The sequence below is a fragment of the Kitasatospora sp. NPDC088742 genome (genome assembly GCF_055584905.1).
This window is the reverse complement of sequence record NZ_JBVJLD010000011.1, coordinates 80,584-96,696: the sequence shown is the minus strand read 5'-3', so window position 1 is coordinate 96,696 and position 16,113 is coordinate 80,584. Positions and strand designations below refer to the sequence as shown.

The 16,113-nt window shown below is 75.1% G+C and carries 20 protein-coding genes; 8 read left to right on the top strand and 12 right to left on the bottom strand.

Translation table 11 applies throughout. The features are described 5' to 3' along the window. Positions 1 to 2: 2 nt before the first annotated feature. From trpB to ACZ6ZR_RS12125, 12 genes are all read right to left on the bottom strand, one after another. Positions 3 to 1,235, bottom strand: a complete 1,233-nt coding sequence (gene trpB / locus ACZ6ZR_RS12180; RefSeq protein ID WP_465641988.1) for a tryptophan synthase subunit beta — start codon at positions 1,233 to 1,235, stop codon at positions 3 to 5. A 61-nt stretch (positions 1,236 to 1,296) separates the two neighbouring features. Beyond that, positions 1,297 to 1,440 carry a tryptophan biosynthesis modulator TrpM gene (gene trpM / locus ACZ6ZR_RS12175; RefSeq protein ID WP_380148896.1) on the bottom strand — a complete coding sequence of 48 codons (144 nt, stop codon included), beginning with the start codon at positions 1,438 to 1,440 and terminating at the stop codon, positions 1,297 to 1,299. A 7-nt stretch (positions 1,441 to 1,447) separates the two neighbouring features. Further along, complete coding sequence (gene trpC, locus ACZ6ZR_RS12170) at positions 1,448 to 2,260, bottom strand: indole-3-glycerol phosphate synthase TrpC (protein WP_465641987.1); 813 nt, start codon at positions 2,258 to 2,260, stop codon at positions 1,448 to 1,450. 204 nt (positions 2,261 to 2,464) lie between these two features. After that, positions 2,465 to 2,914 carry a DUF2752 domain-containing protein gene (locus ACZ6ZR_RS12165; protein WP_465641986.1) on the bottom strand — a complete coding sequence of 150 codons (450 nt, stop codon included), beginning with the start codon at positions 2,912 to 2,914 and terminating at the stop codon, positions 2,465 to 2,467. Between the two features lie 116 nt (positions 2,915 to 3,030). Then, positions 3,031 to 3,297 carry an HGxxPAAW family protein gene (locus tag ACZ6ZR_RS12160; protein WP_465641985.1) on the bottom strand — a complete coding sequence of 89 codons (267 nt, stop codon included), beginning with the start codon at positions 3,295 to 3,297 and terminating at the stop codon, positions 3,031 to 3,033. Between the two features lie 248 nt (positions 3,298 to 3,545). After that, positions 3,546 to 4,175: a TIGR02234 family membrane protein gene (locus tag ACZ6ZR_RS12155; protein ID WP_465641984.1), complete on the bottom strand. Its 630-nt coding sequence runs from the start codon at positions 4,173 to 4,175 to the stop codon at positions 3,546 to 3,548. Between the two features lie 33 nt (positions 4,176 to 4,208). After that, positions 4,209 to 4,760, bottom strand: a complete 552-nt coding sequence (locus ACZ6ZR_RS12150) for a Uma2 family endonuclease (RefSeq protein WP_465641983.1) — start codon at positions 4,758 to 4,760, stop codon at positions 4,209 to 4,211. 46 nt (positions 4,761 to 4,806) lie between these two features. Further along, positions 4,807 to 6,324: an anthranilate synthase component I gene (locus ACZ6ZR_RS12145; protein WP_465641982.1), complete on the bottom strand. Its 1,518-nt coding sequence runs from the start codon at positions 6,322 to 6,324 to the stop codon at positions 4,807 to 4,809. Positions 6,325 to 6,379: 55 nt separating this feature from the next. After that, the gene (hisI, locus tag ACZ6ZR_RS12140) at positions 6,380 to 6,751 is read right to left on the bottom strand and encodes a phosphoribosyl-AMP cyclohydrolase (protein ID WP_396292196.1); all 372 of its coding nucleotides are present in this window, start codon (positions 6,749 to 6,751) and stop codon (positions 6,380 to 6,382) included. Positions 6,752 to 6,795: 44 nt separating this feature from the next. Continuing rightward, positions 6,796 to 7,287, bottom strand: coding sequence for a hypothetical protein (locus tag ACZ6ZR_RS12135; protein WP_465641981.1), 492 nt, complete (start codon positions 7,285 to 7,287; stop codon positions 6,796 to 6,798). A 61-nt stretch (positions 7,288 to 7,348) separates the two neighbouring features. Beyond that, the gene (locus tag ACZ6ZR_RS12130; RefSeq protein WP_465641980.1) at positions 7,349 to 8,098 is read right to left on the bottom strand and encodes a hypothetical protein; all 750 of its coding nucleotides are present in this window, start codon (positions 8,096 to 8,098) and stop codon (positions 7,349 to 7,351) included. 74 nt (positions 8,099 to 8,172) lie between these two features. Continuing rightward, complete coding sequence (locus ACZ6ZR_RS12125; RefSeq protein ID WP_465641979.1) at positions 8,173 to 9,126, bottom strand: chymotrypsin family serine protease; 954 nt, start codon at positions 9,124 to 9,126, stop codon at positions 8,173 to 8,175. Positions 9,127 to 9,270: 144 nt separating this feature from the next. On the opposite strand from ACZ6ZR_RS12125, the gene ACZ6ZR_RS12120 reads away from it, so the two are divergent. The 8 genes from ACZ6ZR_RS12120 (at position 9,271) to ACZ6ZR_RS12085 (ending at position 16,098) form a co-directional block, all read left to right on the top strand. Then, a complete protein-coding gene (locus ACZ6ZR_RS12120; RefSeq protein ID WP_465641978.1) occupies positions 9,271 to 9,804 on the top strand; it encodes a hypothetical protein in 534 nt (177 codons plus the stop codon). Positions 9,805 to 9,833: 29 nt separating this feature from the next. Continuing rightward, positions 9,834 to 10,469 (top strand): TIGR03085 family metal-binding protein, encoded by a 636-nt coding sequence (locus ACZ6ZR_RS12115; RefSeq protein ID WP_465641977.1) that lies wholly within the window; start codon positions 9,834 to 9,836, stop codon positions 10,467 to 10,469. 91 nt (positions 10,470 to 10,560) lie between these two features. Continuing rightward, complete coding sequence (locus ACZ6ZR_RS12110; RefSeq protein ID WP_465641976.1) at positions 10,561 to 11,337, top strand: VOC family protein; 777 nt, start codon at positions 10,561 to 10,563, stop codon at positions 11,335 to 11,337. Between the two features lie 254 nt (positions 11,338 to 11,591). Next, positions 11,592 to 12,542 (top strand): DUF4129 domain-containing protein, encoded by a 951-nt coding sequence (locus tag ACZ6ZR_RS12105; protein WP_465641975.1) that lies wholly within the window; start codon positions 11,592 to 11,594, stop codon positions 12,540 to 12,542. Then, entirely contained in the window at positions 12,539 to 13,090 is a 552-nt protein-coding gene (locus tag ACZ6ZR_RS12100; RefSeq protein ID WP_465641974.1) for a hypothetical protein, read from the top strand. Before ACZ6ZR_RS12105 ends, ACZ6ZR_RS12100 begins: the two co-directional genes overlap by 4 nt. A gap of 61 nt (positions 13,091 to 13,151) precedes the next feature. Then, the gene (locus ACZ6ZR_RS12095; protein ID WP_465641973.1) at positions 13,152 to 14,207 is read left to right on the top strand and encodes an AAA family ATPase; all 1,056 of its coding nucleotides are present in this window, start codon (positions 13,152 to 13,154) and stop codon (positions 14,205 to 14,207) included. 2 nt (positions 14,208 to 14,209) lie between these two features. After that, entirely contained in the window at positions 14,210 to 15,553 is a 1,344-nt protein-coding gene (locus ACZ6ZR_RS12090; RefSeq protein WP_465641972.1) for a DUF58 domain-containing protein, read from the top strand. Beyond that, entirely contained in the window at positions 15,550 to 16,098 is a 549-nt protein-coding gene (locus ACZ6ZR_RS12085) for a hypothetical protein (protein WP_465641971.1), read from the top strand. Before ACZ6ZR_RS12090 ends, ACZ6ZR_RS12085 begins: the two co-directional genes overlap by 4 nt. Positions 16,099 to 16,113 lie beyond the last annotated feature (15 nt).

Here is a 16,113-nt window from a genome sequence, read left to right as displayed (position 1 = left end):
GGTCACTTGCCCCCGTTGCTGTCGTACAGGCCGAAGTACTCGGCGGCGGTGTGCATGTCCTTGTCGCCGCGGCCGGAGAGCGAGACCAGGATGGTCGCCTCCGGGCCCAGCTCGCGGCCGAGCTTGAGCGCCCCGGCGAGCGCGTGGGCGCTCTCGATGGCCGGGATGATCCCCTCGGTGCGGGACAGCAGGCGCAGCGCCTGCATCGCCTCGTCGTCCGTCACCGGGCGGTACTCGGCCCGTCCGGTGTCCTTCAGCCAGGCGTGCTCCGGGCCGACGCCCGGGTAGTCCAGACCGGCCGAGATCGAGTGCGACTCGATGGTCTGGCCGTCCTCGTCCTGGAGCACGTAGGTGCGCGAGCCGTGCAGCACGCCCGGGTCGCCCTTGGTCAGGGTGGCCGCGTGCTTCTCGGTGTCCACGCCCTCGCCGGCCGCCTCGCAGCCGATCAGCCGGACGCCCGCGTCCGGGATGAACTCGTGGAAGATGCCCATCGCGTTGGAGCCGCCTCCGACGCAGGCGACCACCGCGTCCGGGAGCTTCCCGGTCCGCTCCAGCACCTGCTCGCGGGCCTCGATGCCGATCACCCGGTGGAAGTCCCGGACCATGGCCGGGAAGGGGTGCGGCCCGGCCACCGTGCCGAACAGGTAGTGGGTGGAGTCCACGTTGGCCACCCAGTCGCGGAAGGCCTCGTTGATGGCGTCCTTGAGGGTGCGGCTGCCGGACTTCACGGCCACCACCTCGGCGCCGAGCATCCGCATCCGGGCCACGTTCAGCGCCTGGCGCTGGGTGTCGACCTCGCCCATGTAGACGGTGCACTCGAAGCCGAACAGCGCGCAGGCGGTGGCGGTGGCCACGCCGTGCTGGCCGGCGCCGGTCTCGGCGATGATCCGGGTCTTGCCCATCCGGCGGGTCAGCAGGGCCTGGCCCAGCACGTTGTTGATCTTGTGCGAGCCGGTGTGGTTGAGGTCCTCGCGCTTGAGCAGGATCCGCGCCCCGCCGGCCTCGGCGGAGAACCGGTGCACGTCGGTGAGCGGGCTCGGGCGGCCGGTGTAGTCCTTCAGCAGCCCGTCCAGCTCGGCCGCGAAGGCCGGGTCGGCCTTGGCCTTCTCGTACTCCTCGGCGACCTGCTCGACGGCGGCGACCAGCGCCTCCGGGATGAAGCGGCCGCCGTACGCCCCGAAGTACCCCCGGGCGTCGGGGACCTGGGTGCCTGGCAGGTAGTCCTTTTCGGACATGGCAGTTACGTCCTCGTGAAATCGGTGAAGTGGCGTGTCTGACGTGCGTGCTGACGGAGCGTCAGCCGTGCGTCCTTCGCCATCGCCGGCCGGGCACCTGCCCAGGCTCGCAACCGATCACGTACCGGACCCGCCGGCCCAGCACCCGGCGCGCGGGCGCGCGGCAGCCGCGCGGGCGGCAGCCGGGGGCGAGGCGGGCGTTCATCCGCGGGTCAGCCCCGCCCGTTGTTGCGCAGCGCCGGGTGGGCACCGGCGGCGACCAGGTCGGCCACGGCCGCCTTCGGGTCCCGGCCGGTCACCAGGGACTCGCCGACCAGCACCGCGTCCGCGCCGAGGTTGGCGTAGGCGATCAGGTCGTGCGGGCCGCGCACGCCGGACTCGGCCACCTTCACGATGTGCGCCGGGATGGCGTCCACCACGTTGCCGAAGGTGTTCCGGTCCACCTCGAGGGTCTTGAGGTTGCGGGCGTTGACGCCGATGATCTTCGCGCCGGCGTCCACCGCACGCGCGATCTCCTCCTCGTCGTGCACCTCGACCAGCGGGGTGAGCCCGATCGACTCGGCGCGCTCGATGAGCGACACCAGGGCCGGCTGGTCCAGGGCCGCCACGATCAGCAGCGCGAGGTCGGCGCCGTGGGCGCGGGCCTCCCAGAGCTGGTAGGCGGTGACGATGAAGTCCTTGCGCAGCAGCGGGGTCTCCACCGCCGCGCGGACGGCGTCCAGGTCGGCCAGCGAACCGCCGAAGCGGCGCTGCTCGGTCAGCACGCTGATCGCGGCGGCACCACCGGCCGCGTAGTCGAGCGCCAGGGCGGCCGGGTCGGCGATCGCCGCCAGGGCCCCCTTGGACGGGCTGGAGCGCTTGACCTCGCAGATCACCCGGACGCCGTCACCGCGCAGCGCGGCCACCCCGTCCTTGGCGTCGGGAGCCTTCGCGGCCAGCTCCTTGAGCTGGTCCAGGGAGACCCGGGACTGCCGCTCGGCGAGGTCCGCACGGACCCCGTCGATGATCTCGTCGAGCACACTCACGCGGCGCCCCCATCATTCCGCCGGGCGAAAGCCCGGCTCGTCGGGTGTTACACCGCGGGCGTCGGACTCCGTCCAGCTGAACTGCGCGGAACTTCCGGCCCCCGTCGGCTCCTCGATGGTATCGGGCGCGGGGGGCGCGAACCGCATCCGCCCGGCGCGCGTCTCGCGGAGCGGACCGGGTGGCGCGCCCTGACGTGGACCCGCTCAGACCACCGGCGGTGCCAGCGCGGCCCCGAACGGGAGGTTGCGGTAGACCATGAACACCGCCAGCACCAGCAGCAGGAGCACCGCCTGCGGCAGCCCGAACCTCACCTTCGGCGGCTGACCACCCGTCAGCGCCGCCCAGAGCCAGCCGCTCCACAGCAGCCCGGCGACCATCGCCAGCACCACCGCCAGCAGGTTGTCGTGCGCGGCGGTGGCCAGGTCGCCGTGGGCCAGCGCGTGCACCGCCCGCAGCCCGCCGCAGCCCGGGCACCACCAGCCGGTTGCGGCCAGCACCGGGCAGACCGGGTAGTGGCCGGGGGTGTTCGGGTCGACCGCCGCGACGTAGAGGGTGGGGATCGCCACCGCCGCCAGCGCCAGCAGCGGACGGGCCGCCCGGCGCGCCCGGGAGGGCGGGGCGGCGACGGGCTTCGGCTGCGGGGCGGCGGTCACAGGGGCGATTCTGCCCCGGGGGCGGGGGCGCACCCCTCAGCCAGGGGTGCGTGTCATGCGAACGGGAGCGGCCGGGCGCTCCGCGCGCCCCACCGCTCCCGCGTGCTGACCGTGGCTCAGACGCCCGCGGCGGCCTTGGCGGCCAGCTCGCGACGGGCGATGGTCTCCTCCGGCGTGGCGTAGTACGGGCTGGGCTGCTTGCCCATGCCCGCCATCGACATCGCCTTGGCGACGACACCGCCGAGCAGGACCACGCCCAGGCCCACCCAGAAGAGCCAGACGGCGGGGATGATCATCGCAACGCCGCTGACCGTGAAGCCGATGAAGGCGATGGTCGAGCCGGTCCAGGCGGCGGGAGTGTGGCCGTGCGCGGTTGCCGACATCTGATGGTGCTCCTTGAGTCTCCGGGGCCCGACCGGGCTGCGGGCGCCCGACGGGTTGACTGCTCCATTGTGCCGGGCCCACACACCCGGCCCCAAGCGGGGGTACGCCGCGTTGGTCACACCGGGGGCGCGGGGAACTGCGCGGGTACGGAAGGCGGACCAGCGCCAGATCGGGGCACGTCAGCCAGTTGCACGTACTGCCGTTCCCCAGCGCGCAGTTAGTTCCCCGCGCCCCTGCGGGGCGCTCCCTACGCGGTCGGGTCCTCGCCGCGGTCCAGGGCCTGCCAGAGGTCCGCCGGGGTGCCCGTGGCCTTCGCCTTCGGCGCCGGCTTGCGGGCCGGGGCCTCGTACCGGGCGCCCATGGCGGGCCAGGACCGTCCGTGACGGACCGTCAGGGCGCCCGCCGCCGCCAGCAGCAGGCCGCCCGCGAAGGCCACCCACGGCCAGGCGGTGTGGCTCACCTGCTCGGCCGAGGCGCTCACCAGGGCCAGCTTCTTGGCCGCCGCCGAGTGCAGCGCCGCGCTGTCCGTGGCGCCCAGCACCGCGGCCACCGCCGCGCCGAGCCCGGCCAGCGTCAGCAGCGCGCCGACCACCAGCTTGCCGACCCCGCGCACCGCGAACACCGCCACCGCCGAGGCCAGCCCGACCAGCGCCAGCCCGCCCGGCAGCCCCGACACCGCACTCCCGGTAGCCGTCACCGCCAGCTGCCCCCCGGCCGTCCCCTCGGCCCACACCCGGCTCACCGCCGTCAGCACCAGCACCGCCCCCGACACCGTGCACCCCAGCATCACCCCGAGCATCCGCCGCCCCGTCGGCTTCGGGACGGCGGCACTCTCGGAGGCGTCGGCGGTACGGGGCGAAGGCAGCTCGGTGGTCACCCGTCCACTATCCCCGAGCCGTACACCGACGGTTCACCGGGGGTCGGACGGGAAGCCGTCGGTACGGATGGTCAGCTCGCGGCCCTCCAGCGGCAGCCGCAGGTCGCTGCCGAAGGGCACCTCCTCCTGAGACTGGTAGACACCGGTGCGGCTGGGCTCGCGGTACACCGTGCAGACGGAGGTGGCGGGGTCGATCACCACGTACACCGGGACGGCACATTCCGCGTAGAGCGTGCGCTTCTTGACGAAGTCGTTGTCCTGGCCCGACTTGGAGACAACCTCCAACACGGCTTCGAGGTCGTGCCACTCGTAGCGGCCCCGGCTGTTGTGCACCGCTCCGGGGGCGACCACCGCCAGATCAGGGGCATAGCCGTACGACCTGGACGGGAAGTCCACCATGACGTCCGAGAGGATGTCGCCCTGGCCTGCGAGTTGCTGCTCGATCTGGGGCGCAGCCTTGAGGATGACCTTCCACTGCTTCTCGCCCTGGGGGGTCATGATGATCTTCCCGTCGGTGATCTCGACCTTGTAGCCCTCGGGCAGGTTCACGCCCTCCAGGACGTCCCAGGCGCTCTCGGTGCTCATCGCGGTCATGCTCGCCGCCTCCCTGTGCGACCTGACGTGACGCTGCTCACGATAGCGAGCTGCTGCGGAGCGTGTTGGCGGTGGCGACGGCGCGGAGGACGGCGGCGGCCTTGTTGCGGCACTCGGTGTCCTCGGAGTGCGGGTCGGAGTCGGCGACCACGCCGGCGCCGGCCTGGACGTAGGCGGTGCCGGAGCGGAGGAGGGCGGTGCGGATGGCGATGGCGGTGTCGGAGTCGCCGGCGAAGTCGAGGTAGCCGACGCAGCCGCCGTAGAGGCCGCGGCGGGTGGGTTCGAGCTCCTCGATGATCCGCATGGCGCGCGGCTTGGGGGCGCCGGAGAGGGTGCCGGCCGGGAAGCAGGCGGTGAGGACGTCGAAGGCGGTGCGGCCGGGGGCCACCTTGCCGGTGACGGTGGAGACGATGTGCATCACGTGGCTGTACTTCTCGATCGACATGAAGTCGACCACCTCGACGCTGCCCGGCTCGCAGACCCGGCCCAGGTCGTTGCGGCCCAGGTCGACCAGCATCAGGTGCTCGGCCCGCTCCTTGGGGTCGGCCAGCAGCTCGGCGGCCAGCTCGGCGTCCTCGTGCGGGGTGGCGCCGCGGTGCCGCGTCCCGGCGATCGGGTGCAGCATCGCCTGACCGTCCGTCACCTTGACCAGCGCCTCCGGGCTGGAGCCGACCACGTCGAAGCCGCCCTCAGCGGTGCCGTCCGGGCCGGGGAAGCGGAACAGGTACATGTACGGGCTGGGGTTGGTGGTGCGCAGCACCCGGTAGACGTCCAAAGCCTTTGCGGCGCACGGCACTTCGAAGCGCTGCGAGGGCACCACCTGGAACGCCTCGCCGGCCCGGATGCGCTCCTTGACCTCCTCCACGGCGGCCCGGTAGGGCGCCCCGCCGAACGGCGAGTGGGGCTCCACCGAGGTCGGGGTGAAGGTGGCCAGGCCCGGGTCGACCGGCCGGGACAGGTCGGCCTGCATGGCGTCCAGGCGGGCCGTCGCGTCCGCGTACGCCTCGTCCACCCCGGAGGCCAGGTCGTTGTGATTGACCGCGTTGGCGATCAGCACCACGGAGCCGTCGGCGTGGTCCAGCACCGCGAGGTCGGTGGCCAGCAGCATGGTCAGCTCGGGGAGCTTGAGGTCGTCCGGGGTGAGGTTGGGCAGCTTCTCCAGCCGCCGCACCACGTCGTAGCCGAGGTAGCCGACCAGGCCGCCGGTGAGCGGCGGCAGGCCGTCGTCGTCGTGGCGCGGGGTGTGCAGCGCCTCCAGGGTGGCGCGCAGCACCGCGAGCGGGTCGCCGGTGGTGGGGATGCCGACCGGCGGGGTGCCGTGCCAGCGGGCGTTGCCGTCCTGGTCGGCGGTGAGGGTGGCGGCGCTGCGCACTCCGACGAAGGAGTAGCGCGACCAGTTGCCCTGCTCGGCCGACTCCAGCAGGAAGGTGCCCGGACGCTCCCCGGCCAGGCTGCGGTAGAGCCCGATCGGGGTGAGGCCGTCCGCGAGGAGCCGGCGGGAGACCGGGATGACCCGGGTGTCCACTGCGAGTTTGCGGAAGGTCTCGAGATCCATGGGGCTGGGCACCGTTCGGTCGAAGGAGCGGAGGCTCGAAAGGGAGGTCAGCGGTTCAGGAGAGCGGGAGCACGTCGGCGTCGAAGCAGGTGCGGGCGCCGGTGTGGCAGGCCGCGCCGGTCTGGTCGACCTTCACCAGGAGGGTGTCCCCGTCGCAGTCCAGGGCGACCGACTTGACCGCCTGGACGTGGCCGGAGGTGTCGCCCTTCACCCAGTACTCGTTGCGGCTGCGGCTCCAGTAGGTGCAGCGGCCGGTGGTGAGGGTGCGGTGCAGCGCCTCGTCGTCCATCCAACCGAGCATCAACACCTCGCCGGTGTCGTACTGCTGGGCGACGGCGGGGAGCAGGCCGTCGGCGGTGCGCTTGAGCCTGGCGGCGATCGCCGGGTCGAGCGCGGTGCTGCCGGGGACGGCGGGAGTGATCGACATGAGCCCCATTGTGGCAGCTCGGCCCCGCCCGACCGGCCCTCGTCTCAGAGGCGTTCGGCGCCTCCGGCTGACGGGCTCTCACATCCCGGCGGCCAGACCAGCTCGACGTACAGACCGGCCGCGCGGGCGGCCGCCACCAGCTCGGCCGGGGCGCCCGGGGTGACGCCGTCCCAGACCGCGACCAGCTCGTCGATCATGCCGACCATCGCCGTGCAGGTGTCGTCGCCGAGGCCGCCGTGCCGCTCGGGCGCGAGGCGGTGCACGGCGTTGGCCTGGTTGAGCAGGCCGCGGACGGTGGCGCGGGCGGGGCCGGCGAAGGCGCCGGCCTGGGCGGCGGTCGCGGAGAGGACGACCTCCAGCTTGCCGCCGTGGTCCAGCACCGACTGGGCGAACCAGCTCTCCGGGCCCTGGCCGAGGCAGCTGACCCCGACCAGGTCGTGGGTGGTGTGGGAGGTGACGAGGCGCCAGAGTTCGCCCCGGACCAGCATCTCGCTGAGGTCGGAGAGCCCCTCGTGACCGACGATGCCTACGCGCATGAGTTGACCCCTTGGATGCAGGGTCGTGCCGCAGGCAGCGTACCGGGCCGGTTCCGGCGGGTCAGCTCCAGGAGATCTTGATGCGGCGGGCCGGGCGGTCGAGCCAGGGGCCGAAGACGTTGTTGGCCACGAAGGCCCCGGCCGCGCTGAGGAGGGCGACCAGCACGGGAAGGGTGGGGGTGTCGTACAGCAGGTAGAGCGGGGACTCCGGGATGACCAGGCCCCAGACCGCGAAGGAGAAGGCGGCCATGAAGGTCTCCGCCAGCGGCCCCCGGCGGTCGCGGCCCGGGGCCGGCCCGGCGGGGGGCTCCACCGCCGGGGCCTCCACGGCGGCCGGCGCGGCGGAGGGCAGGGCGGGCGGCCCGGCCACTCCGGCCACCCCGGGCGGCTTCTGCTGGTCGCCTCCTCCTGCGGGCACCGTCCCCGGCCGCCCGGTGGCGGCCGGGACCTTGTCGAGGGAGTACGCCAGCGGGACGGCCAGCACGGTCGCGAGCACGCAGCCGCCGTAGAGCCACCACCGCAGCGGGAGGTAGCTGTTCCGCGCGTCGTCCGCCAGCACGCCGGTGAGCACGCCGAGCACGGTGGTGTAGAGCCCCACCACCTCCACCGGGACGGTGTTGAGCAGTGAACTGAGGTCGGAGACCTTGCCCTTGGCCGCCGCGACGGCCCCGCCGGGCTGCTGCCCGTCGGCGGGCCGGACGGCTACGGCCTGGACGGCGACGGTCTTCGGCCCAGGGGGGCCGAGCAGGGGCACGGCGGCCGCCTCGGTGCGGAGGTGGGCCGCCTTGGCGATGCTGCGGATGGTGCTCATCAGGTCCTCCGGGTGGAGTGTGCACCGCGTCAGCGCGTCGGCGGGTCCGGGCGGGTCGGCGGGTTCGGGTGGTCTCAGAGGGACACGTCCGGCCCGTCCGGGTGGGCGAGGCAGGCGTGCAGGTCCTGGACGTAGCAGTGGTCGAAGGCGTGCGGGACGGTCATCGTGCCGCCGACGAGGTGGCCGAGCAGACGGCCCCGGTGGGGGTCGGAGTCGACCATCGCGAGGCTGCCGGAGTCGCCCGGCCCGAGCGGGCCCTGGACGGCGACCTGCCAGACCGTCAGCCACTGCCGGTCCGCGTCGCCGAGCTGGCCGAGGGCGCCGGTCACGGAGCCGCGGCAGCGGCCGGAGCGGCCGCCGTAGACGGAGACGGCGAGCGGGGCGTGCGGCGGGCCCGGCGCGGGCAGCGGGCCGCGGTGGCTGACGGCGGCGGTGTCGTCCGGCGGGGCCAGCCGGACCACCGCGTAGTCGTAGCCGCCGGCCGGGCCGAGGCCCAGGGGGTCGTGCCAGCCGACCACCTGGCCGCTCACCCAGGTGAGCGGGGCGCCGTCGCCGGTGGCCGCGACCTCGACCCGGCCACCGCTGCCGGAGACCAGGTGACCGGCCGTCAGAAAGGCCGGCCCGCCCTCGTGGGTGCACGTCAGGCCGACGGTGCCCCGGCCGCCGGGCGGGGCGAGCACCTGATCGGTCGGGTCGACCCGGGCGGCCGGGACGGGGCGGCCCGTCACGTCGACCCAGGTGCCGGCCGGCGGGCTCCAGCCGACCAGGAACTCCGCCACCGGCGAGGGGTGCCGGCGGAAGTCCTCCCATCGGTAGCGGCCGGGGCCGACCGGCCCGGTCTCCGCGCCGTTCACCACCAGCAGCGGGTGGCTCCAGCGGCCGTCCGCCCCGGGAGCGCTGCCGGCTCCCCAGACCAGGGGCTGCCGGAACGGCTCGGCGCTCCCGAGGGCCGACCGCAGCAGGGCCACCAGCCGGTGCGCCTCGCCGGATAACCGCTCGGTCTCCGTATCCGTGGGCTCCCACCACATGGGTGCCTCCCGTGGCTCGTCCTCCCTACATGCTGCTGCCGGGCGCCCGGCCCCGCGCGGCCTGGACCGGGTCGGGGAATGTCCTGACGGGGCGGGGTGCGGGCGGACAGAATGTGGGGTCCGGGAGTCTTGAGGGGGGTCGGGATGAAGCGGCGGCGGGTGGTGGCCACGGTGGTGGCCGTGGCGGTGCTGGTGGTGGGTGCGGTGGTGCTGCTCTGGCCGGAGCCGGCGAAGAAGAAGGCCGCGGCCCCGCCGCCGAGCCCGAGCGCCTCGCCGTCGCCGGGCCCCTCGCCGACCAGGGAGCGACCGCCGTACCCGTTCTTCTGGCCCGGCGAGTGCTTCGACCACCCGCAGCTCAGCAAGGTGATCACGCTGCCCGAGCTGCGCCCCTGCGAGGCCCCGCACGACGGTGAGGCGGTGGCCGTGGTCAAGCTCCCGGAGGGCCTGGCCGACGACGCCGACATCGCCCGCGCCCTGCGCGAACTCTGCAAGCCGCCGACCGCCGAGTGGCAGGCCGAGCAGCCCTCCGGCGGGCCGTACTTCGGCTACCCGATCGGCCCGTCGGTGAAGTACTACGGCCAGGGCCTGCGCGACGCCTCCTGCACCCTGTCGGCCAGCAACAGCCAGCAGGGCCGCAAGCTCACCGGCCACCTCACCGGGGCGACGCCCGCACCCTGACCGCACAGGCACGGCACTAGGGTGGCGGCATGACGAGCTTTGCGCGTGGGGAGCGGGAGCGGCTGGCCGGGTTGCTGGCGGCGGCGGGGCCGGACGGGGCGACGCTGTGCGTCGGGTGGACCGCGCGGGACCTGGCGGCCCATCTGGTGCTGCGGGAGCGGCGGTTGGACGCGGCGGCGGGCATCCGGATCGGGCCGTTGGCGGGGTGGACGGCCCGGGTGCAGGAGCGGTACCGGGCCCGTCCGTACGAGGAGTTGCTGCGGCTGGTGCGCACCGGCCCGGGGCTCTCGCCGTTCGCGCTGCCGAGCGTGGACGAGGCGGCCAACCTGGTCGAGTACTACGTGCACGCCGAGGACGTCCGCCGGGCCGGGCCGGAGTGGACGGCGGAGCCGGTCGCCCCGTCGATGGCGGAGCTGCTGTGGAAGCGGCTGCCGATGCTGGTCCGGCTGGAGGCCGGGCGGCGGCTGCCGGTCCTGCTGGTGCTGCGGCGGCCGGACGGCCGGTCGGTGGCGGTGGGGCGGCAGGGCGGGCCGGCGGTCGAGGTGCGGGGCGAGCCGGGCGAGTTGGTGCTGTTCGCGTTCGGGCGCGGCGAACGGGCGGCGGTCGAGGTCGCCGGGGAGCGCGAAGCGGTGGAGGCGCTCCGGGTGGTCCTGCCGTTCGGGTGACGGTCCGTCAGGCCCGGCGGGCGGTTGTCGGTGGGCGGTGGCAGTCTGGGCGGGTCCGACCGACCGCCGTCCTCCGAGGGAGCGCTCCGCCATGCTCAGCACCGACTTCCGGACCGGCGCGCCGAACTGGCTGGACCTGGGCAGCCCGGACACCGGGGCGGCCGCCGCCTTCTACGGGGCGGTGTTCGGCTGGTCCTTCGAGTCGGCCGGGTTCGAGGCCGGCGGGTACGGCTTCTTCCGGCAGGACGGGAAGACGGTCGCCGCGCTCGGCCCGCTCACCGAGGAGGGCGCGCACTCCGCCTGGACGGTGTACTTCCGGACGCCGGACGCGGACGCCACCGCCGAGTCCGTCGAGCAGGCCGGCGGCACCGTCCGGCTCTCCCCCGACGACGTCTTCGACGCGGGTCGGCTGGCCGCGTTCACCGATCCGGCGGGCGGCGAGTTCGCGGTCTGGCAGCCGGGCGGGACGACGGGGCTGGAGGCCACCACCGTCCCCGGCACCCTCTGCTGGGCCGAGCTGCACACGCCCGACCCGACGGGGGCCCGGGGCTTCTACGGCACGCTCTTCGGCTGGCGCTACGAGCAGGTCGAGGTGCCGGGGATGACGTACACCGTGCTCTCCACCGCCGAGGGCGAGGACCAGCAGCGTGCCTCCTTCGGCGGCATCGCCCCGGCCCAGCCCGGCCACCAGGACGCCGCCTGGCTCCCGTACTTCGAGGTCACCGACCCGGACGCGGCCATCGAGCGCGCGACGTCCCACGGCGGCGCCGTGCTGCTCCCCGGCATGGACGCCCCGGGCATCGGCCGGATGGCCTGGCTGACCGACCCGTTCGGCGCCCGCTTCGCCATCATCCGCAGCGAGGCCTGACCTCCGGCCGGGGCCGAGCGCGGGAAGCCTGCGGCAGCCCGTCCGACGCTCCGTCAGGACGGGCCCCTCGGTGGCCCGCTGTCCGGCCGGGCAGGGGGCGGCGGCCTCCCGGGCAGGTGCGGCTGCCTGATGCCTCCTCAGCTGTCCCCTCCTGACGGATCATCTGCTGACACGGCGACCACTCGTGTGCGAAGCTGCACGAATTCGCTGCCCGGACGCAGGGGGCGCGGGGGACGTACGGGGGAGAGAGCGGCATGGGCGGACGTGTGCCCGGGCCAGGGGGGCGGCTGCGGCCGGTGCTGGCCCTGGTGGCGGTGGGCTGTCTGGCCTTCGCCGCGTTGGCGCTGCGGCCGTCCCGGGGGTCCGGTCTGCTGGTGGCCACCGGGCCGCTCGCGCGGTACGGCTGGCTGCTCGGCCTGGCCTTCGGGGCCGCTGGGATCGCTGTGGCCGTCCGGTACCGGTCGGTGCTCGCCGAGGCGTGGCAGGGGCGGGGGCCGAGCCCGGTGACCGAGCGGCTGGCGGCGGCCGCCACCACGGTGCTGCGGCTGACGGTGGTCGTGCTGCCGCTGTTCCTGCTGCTGCTCGCCGCGAAGTCCTGCGAGCACGACCCCGCCCCCGAGCCCCTCCCGAGCCGCGCCCCTTCGTACACCCCCAGGATGGACCCGGGGCATCCGAGCACCAAGACCAACTGGGTCGAGATCCTGGTGGCCCTGATCGGGCTCGCCCTGGTGCTGGTGCTGGTGGTGACGGTGGTGGTGCAGCTGGTCCGCTGGCTGCGGGAGCGCCGCCTACGCCGGTACCGGTTCGGCTACCGGACCACCAGCGGCGCCGGCGCGCTCAGCGGGGAGGCGCTGGCCGAGGCGGTCGCCTCCGGCCTCCGGGCGCTGACCGGCGAGGACGCCCGGACGGCCGTGATCGCCTGTTATCTGGCCATGGAGACCTCGCTGGCCGAGTCCGGCGTGGCCCGGCACGCCTCCGACAGTCCGGCGGACCTGCTGCACCGGGCCGCCCTGGCCGGGGTGGTGACGGGGCCTCACCCGCAGTCCCTGGCCACGCTGTTCCGCGAGGCGCGCTACTCCAGCCACCCGATGGGCCAGGAGCACCTGACCCGGGCCCGGGCCGCGCTGGACGCCATCGCCGTCCAACTCACCGCCCCCGCCGCCCAACCCGCCGAGCAGCCGGCACCGACCGGGGAGGCCCGATGACGGGGCGCTACGCCCAGGGGCGCCACCAGCAGGACGGCCCCGCCCGCCCGCAGGCCCGCCCGCCCCGCGCGTACCCCGTCGGCCCGTGGTCGCTGGCCGTGCTGGCCGGGACGGCGGCCGTCGCCGAGGCCCTGCTGGCGCTGACCGCCGGGGCCGCCGTCGCGACCGGCGGGGCCGTGGTGTTCACGGTGGCCGGGCTGGTCACCGCCCGGTACGTGGCCGGGGCCGAGTCCGAGGACGGCCTCTCCTCGCGGACCCAGCGGATGGTCGAGCAGCGGATGGCCGGGCTGGGCGACTGGCGCCCGGCCGTGGAGGGCGCGCTCGCCGGCCACGAGGAGGACGTGGCGCTGCTGCGCGCGCGGCTCCAGCGCCTCTACGACTCCCGGCTGACGGAACGTCACGGCGTCTCGCTGCGCCAGGACCCGGAGGCGGCCGCCGCCCTGGTCGGGCCGGGCGTCTGGCGGCTGATCGAACCGGACACCGAGTTCGAGGGCCCGGTGTCGCCCGCCCTGCTCCGCTCCGCCGTGGACGGCCTGCAGACCGTCTGACCGGCGCCGCCCCACCGGTACCACCCCCGACCACCCCGACGACCAGTCACCGAGGAGTCCCGTGACCATCACCGAAGCCGCTGCCGCGGCCCCCGCCGCACCGCTCCCCGCGCTGACCCCGCGTCAGGCCGGGGCGCTGGCCCGGGAGGTGCTGGCCGAGGTCGGCGGCGCCGTGGTCGGCAAGCCGGAGGCGCTCGAACTGGTGATGCTCGGCGTGCTGGCTGGCGGCCACGTGCTGATCGAGGACCTGCCGGGCCTGGGCAAGACCCTGCTGGCCCGCTCCTTCGCCACCGCGCTGGGCCTGGACTTCCGGCGCATCCAGTTCACCCCGGACCTGCTGCCCTCGGACGTCTCCGGCGCGCCGTTCTACGACCAGTCCAGCGGCGAGATGGTCTTCCGGCCCGGCCCGGTCTTCACCCACCTGCTGCTGGCCGACGAGATCAACCGCACTCCCCCGAAGACCCAGGCCGCGCTGCTGGAGGCGATGGCCGAGGCCCAGGTCTCGGTGGACGGGGTGACCCGCAAGCTGCCGGACCCGTTCGTGGTGATCGCCACCGCCAACCCGATCGAGTACGAGGGCACCTACGGCCTGCCCGAGGCCCAGCTGGACCGCTTCCTGCTCCGGGTCCGGATGGGCTACCTGGCCACCGACCAGGAGGCGGCCATGCTCCGCGCCCGGCTGGACCGTTCGGTACCCGAGCCCACGGTGCGGCGGCTCACCGACCCGGCCCAGGTGCTGGCGATGCGCGCCGCCCTGGAGCGGGTCGAGGTGGACGACGACCTGGTGGCGTACGTGGTGGCGCTGCTCGACGCCACCCGCTCACACCCGCAGATCCAGGTCGGCGCCTCTCCGCGCGGCGGCCTGGCGCTGGTCCAGCTGGCCCGGGCCCGGGCGCTGCTGGACGGCCGGGACTACGTGGTGCCGGAGGACGTCAAGGGCCTGGTGGTCCCGGCGCTGGCCCACCGGATCTCGCTCCAGCCGGAGCTGTGGGTGCGTCAGATCAACTCCGACGAGGTGATCGCCGGGCTGATACCGAACGTCAAGGCCCCGCAGACCGTCCCGGCCGCCGCCGCACCGACGGCCATCGCCGTGGACGCCGGGGCCGGACGGCCGTGAACGTGACGCCCCGTCAAGGCGCGGCGGCGCCCGGCGGCCCGGCCCCGCTCGCCCTGGTCCAGCCGCCGGCCGACCCGCCCCCGCACTGGCGGGCCGGCGAGCGGACCCTGCGGCTGCTCACCGTCACCGTCGCGGCGGTGGCCGCCGCCCTGCTCACCGGCCACGCCTGGGTGCTGGCCGCGGCGGCTGGCCCGCTGGTGCTGCTGGTGCTGGCCACCTCCGGCGAGGGCCGTCCGACGGTGGGCGGCGCCGGGGCCGAGGTCTCCACCCGCCGCTGCTTCGAGGGCGAGACCGTCGAGGCCCGGATCGAGCTCGCGGTGCGCGGCACCCACGGCCGGATCACCCCCCGCCCGTACCCGGGCCCCGGGGTCGCGGTGGACGCGGTGGACGTCACCGGCACCACCCTCACGCTGCGGCTCACCCCGCACCGCTGGGGCCGGTGGAGCCTGGGCACGGTGGACGTGGACGTGTACGACCGCGGCGGGCTGGCCCGCCGCACCGTCCGGGTGGAGCTGGGCGAGGCGCAGGTCTTCCCGATGCCCACCCACTCCGCACTGACCCCGATCCCGGTCCGGCTGCCCGAACGGCTCGGCGAGCACACCGCCCGCCAGCGCGGCGAGGGCGTGGAGGTGACGGGCGTGCGCCCGCACGTCTGGGGCGAGCGGCAGCGCCGGATCCACTGGCCGTCCACCACCCGCCGGGGCTCGGTGCAGCTCAACCAGTTCGCGGCCGAGCGGGCCGCCGACACGGTGGTGCTGCTGGACGTGCTCGGCGACTACTACGACCCGTCCAACGGCGTCTCCAGCCTGGACGAGACCGTGCGGGCCGGCGCCGGGATCGCCAAGGCCTACCTGCGCAGCCACGACCGGGTCGGCGTGCTGTCGATCGGCGGCACCACCCGCTGGCTGGTCCCGGGCACCGGCGGGAGCTACTTCCACCGCCTGGTGGAGACCGTCCTGGAGGTCCGCCGCGACCTCGGCTACCACCTCCCCGACCTGGCCGGGCTGCCCCGCCAGGTGATCCCGGCCGACGCCCTGGTGTACGTGATCACCACGCTCACCGACCACCGGGTGCTGGAGGTGCTGCGGCACCTGACGGCCCGTGGGAACCCGGTGGTGGTCATCGAGGTGCCGATCGGCGAGCCCCGCCACCAGGTCCGCGCGCTGAGCGCGAACCGCCGGGAGGCCGCCGAACTCGCGGTCCGGCTGTGGCAGGCGGACCGCGAGGCCAGCCGCGTCGCCCTACGGGCCCGGGGCGTCCCGGTGCTGCCGCTCACCCCGGACGCCGGGCTGGACCTGACCCTGGCGCCGCTGCTGCGCGCCCGGGTCCAGGGGAGGAACCGATGAACCGTCACCCGGCAGCGCCGGCCTGGACCGCCCGCACGCTCGGCGCCCTGCTGGTGCTGGGCGCCGACGCCACGCTGACGAACACGCCCGCCATCTGGCTGATGCTGCTGCCCTTCACCCTGCCGTTCGCCTGGTTCGCCGCCCCGGCCGCGCCCGGTCTGGTCCCGGCCGGGTCCAACTGGCCGGCCCAGCTCTCCCGCCGGCGCACCACCGCCTTCGCCGTCGGCTGCACCGTCGTCACCGCCCTCGGCGACCCGCCGCTCTGGCTGGCGGCCGCCTTCACCCTCCTGCTGCTCGGCTACCTGATCCAGCTGGACGGCACCGGCCCGGACCCGGACGCCGACGTGCGGCACCCCCGCCTGGCGGTGGCCGCCGCCTTCGGCGCCGCGATCGTGGTGCTGCTGGCCGCGGCCGCCCCGCTCGGCGACTCCGCCCCCGGCCCGCTGGTCGCGGTCCTGGCGGTGGGCGGTGCGACGGCGGCCTGCGTCATCGCCCTCTGGGGCAGCCCCGGCGAGCGGGACGACGAAGACCCCCGGCCGGAGTGACCGGGGGCCTTCGGA

Bases quoted from the DNA above. Each gene is read 5' to 3' on its own strand.
- ACZ6ZR_RS12085 (WP_465641971.1), top strand. From the start codon at position 15,550: ATGAACCGTCACCCGGCAGCGCCGGCCTGGACCGCCCGCACGCTCGGC.
- ACZ6ZR_RS12125 (WP_465641979.1), bottom strand. From the start codon at position 9,126: ATGTGGTGGGAGCCCACGGATACGGAGACCGAGCGGTTATCCGGCGAG.
- ACZ6ZR_RS12150 (WP_465641983.1), bottom strand. From the start codon at position 4,760: ATGAGCACCGAGAGCGCCTGGGACGTCCTGGAGGGCGTGAACCTGCCC.
- hisI (WP_396292196.1), bottom strand. From the start codon at position 6,751: ATGTCGATCACTCCCGCCGTCCCCGGCAGCACCGCGCTCGACCCGGCG.
- ACZ6ZR_RS12105 (WP_465641975.1), top strand. From the start codon at position 11,592: ATGGGCGGACGTGTGCCCGGGCCAGGGGGGCGGCTGCGGCCGGTGCTG.
- ACZ6ZR_RS12130 (WP_465641980.1), bottom strand. From the start codon at position 8,098: ATGAGCACCATCCGCAGCATCGCCAAGGCGGCCCACCTCCGCACCGAG.
- ACZ6ZR_RS12135 (WP_465641981.1), bottom strand. From the start codon at position 7,287: ATGCGCGTAGGCATCGTCGGTCACGAGGGGCTCTCCGACCTCAGCGAG.
- ACZ6ZR_RS12110 (WP_465641976.1), top strand. From the start codon at position 10,561: ATGCTCAGCACCGACTTCCGGACCGGCGCGCCGAACTGGCTGGACCTG.
- trpM (WP_380148896.1), bottom strand. From the start codon at position 1,440: ATGAACGCCCGCCTCGCCCCCGGCTGCCGCCCGCGCGGCTGCCGCGCG.
- ACZ6ZR_RS12120 (WP_465641978.1), top strand. From the start codon at position 9,271: ATGAAGCGGCGGCGGGTGGTGGCCACGGTGGTGGCCGTGGCGGTGCTG.
- ACZ6ZR_RS12100 (WP_465641974.1), top strand. From the start codon at position 12,539: ATGACGGGGCGCTACGCCCAGGGGCGCCACCAGCAGGACGGCCCCGCC.
- ACZ6ZR_RS12145 (WP_465641982.1), bottom strand. From the start codon at position 6,324: ATGGATCTCGAGACCTTCCGCAAACTCGCAGTGGACACCCGGGTCATC.
- trpB (WP_465641988.1), bottom strand. From the start codon at position 1,235: ATGTCCGAAAAGGACTACCTGCCAGGCACCCAGGTCCCCGACGCCCGG.
- ACZ6ZR_RS12160 (WP_465641985.1), bottom strand. From the start codon at position 3,297: ATGTCGGCAACCGCGCACGGCCACACTCCCGCCGCCTGGACCGGCTCG.
- ACZ6ZR_RS12115 (WP_465641977.1), top strand. From the start codon at position 9,834: ATGACGAGCTTTGCGCGTGGGGAGCGGGAGCGGCTGGCCGGGTTGCTG.